General features: G+C 68.2%; 8 protein-coding genes. 3 read left to right on the top strand and 5 right to left on the bottom strand.

Annotated elements, in window-relative coordinates; genetic code table 11:
- Nucleotides 1-328: 328 nt before the first annotated feature.
- Genes ACE3P6_RS09555 through ACE3P6_RS09545 form a run of 3 tightly spaced genes read right to left on the bottom strand, consistent with a single transcriptional unit; the run spans nucleotide 329 to nucleotide 3124 of the window.
- On the bottom strand, nucleotides 329-1786 hold the full coding sequence (locus ACE3P6_RS09555) for an AMP-binding protein (RefSeq protein ID WP_374394192.1): 1458 nt from the start codon (nucleotides 1784-1786) through the stop codon (nucleotides 329-331).
- Nucleotides 1787-1842: 56 nt separating this feature from the next.
- The gene (locus tag ACE3P6_RS09550; RefSeq protein WP_374394190.1) at nucleotides 1843-2598 is read right to left on the bottom strand and encodes an EcsC family protein; all 756 of its coding nucleotides are present in this window, start codon (nucleotides 2596-2598) and stop codon (nucleotides 1843-1845) included.
- A 40-nt stretch (nucleotides 2599-2638) separates the two neighbouring features.
- A complete protein-coding gene (locus ACE3P6_RS09545; RefSeq protein ID WP_374394187.1) occupies nucleotides 2639-3124 on the bottom strand; it encodes a GNAT family N-acetyltransferase in 486 nt (161 codons plus the stop codon).
- Between the two features lie 97 nt (nucleotides 3125-3221).
- Here ACE3P6_RS09545 and ACE3P6_RS09540 point away from each other — a divergent pair, with 97 nt between their 5' ends.
- Entirely contained in the window at nucleotides 3222-3809 is a 588-nt protein-coding gene (locus ACE3P6_RS09540) for a flavin reductase family protein (protein WP_374394184.1), read from the top strand.
- The gene (locus ACE3P6_RS09535; RefSeq protein WP_374394181.1) at nucleotides 3806-4225 is read left to right on the top strand and encodes a PACE efflux transporter; all 420 of its coding nucleotides are present in this window, start codon (nucleotides 3806-3808) and stop codon (nucleotides 4223-4225) included. Before ACE3P6_RS09540 ends, ACE3P6_RS09535 begins: the two co-directional genes overlap by 4 nt.
- A gap of 52 nt (nucleotides 4226-4277) precedes the next feature.
- Here ACE3P6_RS09535 and ACE3P6_RS09530 read toward each other — a convergent pair whose 3' ends face one another.
- The gene (locus tag ACE3P6_RS09530; RefSeq protein ID WP_374373452.1) at nucleotides 4278-4562 is read right to left on the bottom strand and encodes a YiaA/YiaB family inner membrane protein; all 285 of its coding nucleotides are present in this window, start codon (nucleotides 4560-4562) and stop codon (nucleotides 4278-4280) included.
- Between the two features lie 39 nt (nucleotides 4563-4601).
- A complete protein-coding gene (locus ACE3P6_RS09525) occupies nucleotides 4602-5279 on the bottom strand; it encodes a PspA/IM30 family protein (RefSeq protein ID WP_374394179.1) in 678 nt (225 codons plus the stop codon).
- Nucleotides 5280-5378: 99 nt separating this feature from the next.
- On the opposite strand from ACE3P6_RS09525, the gene ACE3P6_RS09520 reads away from it, so the two are divergent.
- Nucleotides 5379-5996 carry a TetR/AcrR family transcriptional regulator gene (locus tag ACE3P6_RS09520; RefSeq protein ID WP_374394177.1) on the top strand — a complete coding sequence of 206 codons (618 nt, stop codon included), beginning with the start codon at nucleotides 5379-5381 and terminating at the stop codon, nucleotides 5994-5996.
- Nucleotides 5997-6000: the final 4 nt, after the last annotated feature.

The raw sequence follows: 6000 nt of genomic DNA, 5'->3' as shown, positions 1-6000 counted from the left end.
TGTTCAGGTTTGACAATGGTCGGCAGACGAGCCCCAAGCTACGCGACGGGCTCAAACGCCCAAGGGTGGGTCGGGGTCTCGTCTGCCTCCTTCATCTTCCCACAGATCAAAGAGACAAGGGTGGGTGCCAACCCACCATCCACCCGCGTAAAACGGCGGGTTTCACCCACCCTACAGGTCCCTGCCGGCATTCCCGCGCGAGGGGTGACAAAGTCCACGACGAGCAGCCCGTCGGGAGTGACTTCGAAACCTTTCCAAATCCCTAACGTCCGCAACCAAGCCCTTGATTTCAAAGGCCCCGATTTTCTGTCCACCGTGGACACCCGTCTCACCCTTCCGCGAAAAGCCCCGCATGGACCCGCCGCAGCTCGGCCTTCTGGACCTTCCCCATCGCATTCCTCGGCAGGTCCTCCAGCACCAGCACCCGCTTCGGAATCTTGAAGGCCGCCAGCCTCTCCCGCAGCGCCTCCCGGACCCGGGCCTCCTCCACCGCCCCCACCACGCAGGCCACCACCGCCTCGCCGAAGTCCGGGTGCGGCACCCCGATGACGGCCGAGCCCGCCACCCCCGGCAGGTCATCCAGCGCCGCCTCCACCTCGGCCGGGTAGACGTTCAGCCCCCCGGTGATCACCAGATCCTTGGCCCGGCCCAGGATCGACAGGTAGCCGTCTTCATCGAACGCCCCCATGTCCCCGGTGACGAACCAGCCCTCCCGGAACTCCTCCGCCGTCTTCTCCGGCAGCCGCCAGTAGCCCCGGAAGACGTTCGGCCCCCGCACCTCGATCGCCCCCGCCTCGCCCGGCGGCAGCACGCCCTCGGGCCCCGCGATCCGCACCGCCACCCCCGGCAGCGGCATCCCGACGGTGCCTGCCTTCCGCGCGCCCTCATAGGGGTTCGAGGTGATCATGTTGGTCTCGGTCATCCCGTAGCGTTCCAGGATCGCATGCCCGGTCCGCTCCCTCCACTCGACATGGGTCGCCGGGGAAAGCGGGGCGGAGCCGGAGATGAAGAGCCGGACATGGCCGCACAACTCGCGGGTCAGGCCGGGGTCGGCAAGCAGCCGGGTGTAGAAGGTCGGCACCCCCATCATCACCGTCGCCTTGGGCAGCGCGGCCAGCACGGCAGCAGGCTGGAAGGCGCGGTGAAAGATCATGCTGGCGCCGGAATAGAGGACACAATTCGTCGCCACGAAGAGCCCGTGGGTATGGAAGACCGGCAGGGCATGGAGGAGGACATCGCCCTCAGTGAACTGCCAGAGGCCAACCAGCGCCTCGGCGTTCGAGGCGAGGTTCTCGCGGCTCAGCATCACCCCCTTCGACCGCCCCGTCGTGCCGGAGGTGTAGAGGATCGCCGCCAGATCGTCCGGCCCGTGGGAGGGATCGGTGAAGTCGCTCCCCTGCCCCCCGGCCAGCGCCAGAAGCTCGGGCAGCGCCATCACCCGCGCACCAAGGGCCGTCAGGCCCGCCACCCGCTCGGGGTCGGTGACGGCGAGGGCGGGTTCTGCATCGGTCAGGAAATGCGCGGTCTCGGCCACGGTGTAGCCGGGGTTCACCGGCAGGAAGACCACCCCGGTCCGCAGGCAGGCGAGGTAGAGCGACAGCACCGCCTCGCATTTCTCGACCTGAAGGAGGAGCCGGTCACCCTTCTTCAGCCCCAGCGAGACGAGCGCATTCGCCAGCCGCCCCGTCTCCGCCAGCAGCCCGGCATAGGTCAGGCCCCCCGCGATCCAGACCCGGCCCGGATCGGCTGCCATCTCTTTCAGCTTCGCGATGACATCGGTGCTCATGCCGCTCTCCCCTGTTCACGGCATTTACCCAAGGCGCGGGACGAAGAGCAACCGGATCAGGCGCGGATCACCTTGGGCGGGGTCACCGCGATGCGGAACTCGGCCTCCACCGCCTCGGCCCCGTGGACATGGCCAAGCTTCACCAGCTCGAAGCGGACGCGGGCGATCTCGCGGTAATAGGAGAGGAAGGCGGCGTTCAGCGCGGCACCCGACACCGCGCCGATCACCGGGACGGCCTGCGCGGCGAGCTTCTGGCCCAGCACGGCGGCGAGCCTTGGGGCAATGGTGCGGATCAGGTTCTGCGCGGTCGATCCGGTCAGCGCCAGCCGAGAGGCAATGAAGGACGTGTTCACCCCGTCATCCTGCGCGAGCGGGCTGCCGGCGGCGAAGACCTGCAGGCATTCAGCCCGCACCCAGTCCTCGTCGGGATCAAGGCCCGCCTCGCGCGCGACGCTGCGGATCGTGTTCAGGAACAAGGTCACAGTCACCGGCAGTTCGGCCACGGCCGTCGCCAGCCCCCCGGCCCCGCCCGCAGCCCCCGCCGCGACGGCGGCCACCATCGGTGCGCGGGTGCCGATGTCGGGCGCGCGGGAGGCGATGCCATAGGAGGCCTCCAACGCCTGCGCCGTCAGCTTCTCCAACTGGTTGCGGACACCCTGCGGCAAGGCGGAAAGCTGGTGTTCCAGCGTGCCTCCGAGGCGGTTGACCAGCCGGATCACCGGGCCGTTCGCGCGCTTGTAGCGGCGGGCGAGCGGGGCGACCTCAGTGGCAAGATCGGTGGTCGTGGCGGCAGCGGGCAGGGTCTGGTCCATGCGGACTCATATGGGGACCCCTGCCCCCCGCGCAATGGGATCAGGTCGCCTTGGTCACGACCCCGGTCACGCCGTCCCAGGCCCCCGCCTTCAGCTCCAGCCCCAGCACGCGGTCGGGGTTCGTCGGCGGCGGCATCTCTACCCCGGTGAGCTTCCTGAAGCCGAAGCGGGCATAATAGGGCGCGTCACCGACCAGCATCACCCGTTCCCAGCCCAGCCGCCTTGCCTCGCCCAGGCTTTCGTTGATGAGAAGTCCCCCCAGACCTTCCCCCTGATGGGTCGGGTGAACGGCGACGGGGCCGAGGAGGAGGACGTCATGTTCGCCAATCAGCGCGGGCCAGTAGCGGATGACGGCGGCCAGGCCCCCGGCATCGTCGCGCAGCGTCAGGCACAGGGGCGCAACGGTCGGCACGCCATCGCGCAGGCGGTAGGAAGAAAGCGCCGTGCGGCCAGGCGCAAAACAGAGGTCGTAAAGGGCCTCGACCTCCCACCAATCCTCTTCCGTTTCTTCCTCAAGCCGGTACACGCCTGTGCTTTCCCCACCTGTCGGCGAATGCCGAATCCACTGGCACCGGGCCGTAACATGGCGCAGTCTCACGATCAATTTGTGAAAAGGCCACCCCATGTTCTACCGACCCGCCGAGGGCCACGGACTGCCGCACAGCCCGTTCTCGGCCATCGTCTCGCCCCGGCCAATCGGCTGGATCTCGACCCGCGCCGCGACGGGCGACAATCTGGCGCCCTATTCCTTCTTCAACGCGGTGGGCTACACCCCGCCGCAGGTGATGTTCGCGGGCGACTATCGCGACAGCATGGTCAACGCGATGGAAAGCGGGGTCTTCGCGGTCAACATCGTGGCGGAAGCCGCGCTGGAGGCGATGAACGCCACCTCGGCCCGCTTCCCGCGCGGCACGGACGAGTTTTCGGCGGCGGGGGTGGCGAAGGCGGACTGCGTCGTCATCGACTGCCCGCGCGTGGCAGATGCGCCCGCGACGCTGGAATGTCGGGTGGTGAAGCTGGTCGACCTGATCGGCCCGGAGCGGGTGCTGATCGGCGAGGTGGTGGGGGTGCATCTGCGCGACGACTGCTTGGTCGACGGGCGGCTGGACCCGGCGCGCTACAACCCGGCGGCGCGGCTTGGCTATCACGACTACACCTTCGTTCGCGAGGTGCGCGAGCTGCGCCGTCCGAAGGACCCGGCCAGCGAATGACCCCCGCCCGCCGCAAGATCGTCTATGCCGTCAGCTTCGAGACGCTGGGGACGCTGGTCGCCACCATCGCGTTGATGCTGATGTCCGACGCCGATGCCGGTTCGTCGCTGGTGCTGTCGATCCTGACCGCAACCATCGCGCTCAGCTGGTCCTTCGTTTTCAACACCATCTTCGAAGCCTGGGAAGCGCGGCAGCCGGTCAAGGGCCGGTCCTTGAGGCGCCGCACCGCCCACGCGCTGTTGTTCGAGGGCGGGTTGGTCCTGATCTGCATCCCGGTCATGGCCTGGTGGCTGCAGGTCGGCTACCTGGAAGCGCTGGTCTACGAGGCCGGGCTGATCGCACTCTTCATCGCCTACACCTACGCCTTCACCTGGGGCTTCGACCGCATCTTCGGCCTGCCCGCCTCGGCCCGATAACGCTTGCCCCGGGGCTTTGCGGGCCCCGGGGCGATCATGCGTTGGTGCGGGGTCAGCGGTCGCGGGACACTTCGGCCAGCAGGCGCTCGGTGCGCGCTTCTTCCAGCTTGTTGTGCAGGCGGTCCGATTCCTCCTTGTCGCGCACCGCCTTGGTGATGCCGACCGTCGAGGACACCAGCATCAGCGCCGCCATCGCGTAGAAGCCTTTCGCGGCGAAGCTCGCCTCCAGGAAGTAGACGCCGCCGGCCATCATCACCGCGGCCACCGCGAAGTTGACGTAGCTGAACATGGTGTAGGCTTGCGAGGTGCGGATCGTCGGCTGGATCATGTCGGTCATTTCAGGTCTCCTTGGTTTCTGTTGCGTTCAATGAGGGGGTCAGGCGGATTTCTGCTTCAGCCGTTCCAGGACGGCGGCGGCGTCGGGCCGGATCGAGGGGCCGCAGCCCGCCGCGGCAAGCCGGGCCGAGATCGCCTCGGCGGACTGGCTGGCCGAAAGCTCGACCACGGCAAGGGCGGTCGCCTCGGCATGCAGTTGGCGCGACTGGAGGCGCGACAGGGTGGCCTCGGCCTCGGCCAGCGAGGCGGTGACGGGGCGGCTGACGACGCCGCGCACGGTCTGGGATTTCTGCGCCGCATCCGCCAGTTGCATGCCGCGCTTCAGGTCGCGCAGTCGCAGTTCGGCGCCACCGAGTTCGTCACGCAGGCGGGCGATCTCCATCTCGTAGGTGGCCGGCGCGGTTTCGGTCGTTGCGCGCTCGGCCTCGAGCTGGGCGATGGCGGAGGCGGCTTCGGTCGCCAGATCCTCGCGCCCCTGCGCCAGGGCGACCATTGCCCTGCCCTCCAGGTCGGCAATCTGGGCATTGATCCGCGGCAGCGATTTCCGCTCGCGCTCGGCATAGGCCATGACGACCGCGACCGAGCGCCGCGCCGCCTCGACCCCCGTCGCCGCATCGCGCAACTGCTGGCGCAGGATCGACAGCGCATTGGCATCCGCGACCGCCTGGGCCGCGTCGTGGCTGCGCCCCCTGACCAGTGTGATGATCGTGTTGAACATCTGGGTCTCCCGGTGTATGAACAGTGTTCACATCATGCAGCAAGCATGAACACCGTTCAAGGGATTTTTGAACGGCGTTCAAATGACCTGGGGTCACGGATGAAAGACAAGCCGCAAACGGACCGCAAAGCCGATCTCAGGACCCGCCTGATCGAGGCGGCGGAGGCCGAGATTGCCGAGAAGGGTCTGACAGGCCTGAAGGCGCGCGATGTGACCCAGCGCGCGGGCTGCGCGCTGGGGGCGATCTACAATGCCGTCGCCGATCTGGACGAGCTGGTCATGCGGGTCAACTCGCGCACGCTGCAGCGTCTTGGGGCGGCGCTCGCCCCCGCTTCCGGTGCCGGGGGGCCCGAGGCGGTGACGCTTGCTCTGGCCGATGCCTATGCCGTCTTCGCGCTGGAGAACCGGCGACTCTGGTCGGCGCTTTTCGAGCACCGGCTGCCAGAGGGGTTGGAGATGCCGGAATGGCACCGGCAGGAGCATGATGTGCTGATCGCGAGGATTGTCGCGCCGTTGCACGGGTTGCGACCCGACCTGTCCGATGCGGAGGTGCGTTTGCGTGTCCGTACTCTGTTCGGCGCGGTGCATGGGGTGGTTCATCTCGCCCTGCAGGGCCGGCTGGTGGGCGTTCCCGAGCCGCTTCTGCGGCAGGAAGTCGCCGCCCTGGTCGGGGCATTGACCCTAGGGGCGAAATTCGCGCGGCCCGGCGGAGTGTAAGGCC

Source organism: Tabrizicola sp. (assembly GCF_041911175.1).
Taxonomy (GTDB): Bacteria; Pseudomonadota; Alphaproteobacteria; order Rhodobacterales; family Rhodobacteraceae; genus Tabrizicola.
This window is presented reverse-complemented; position numbering and strand designations above follow the sequence as displayed.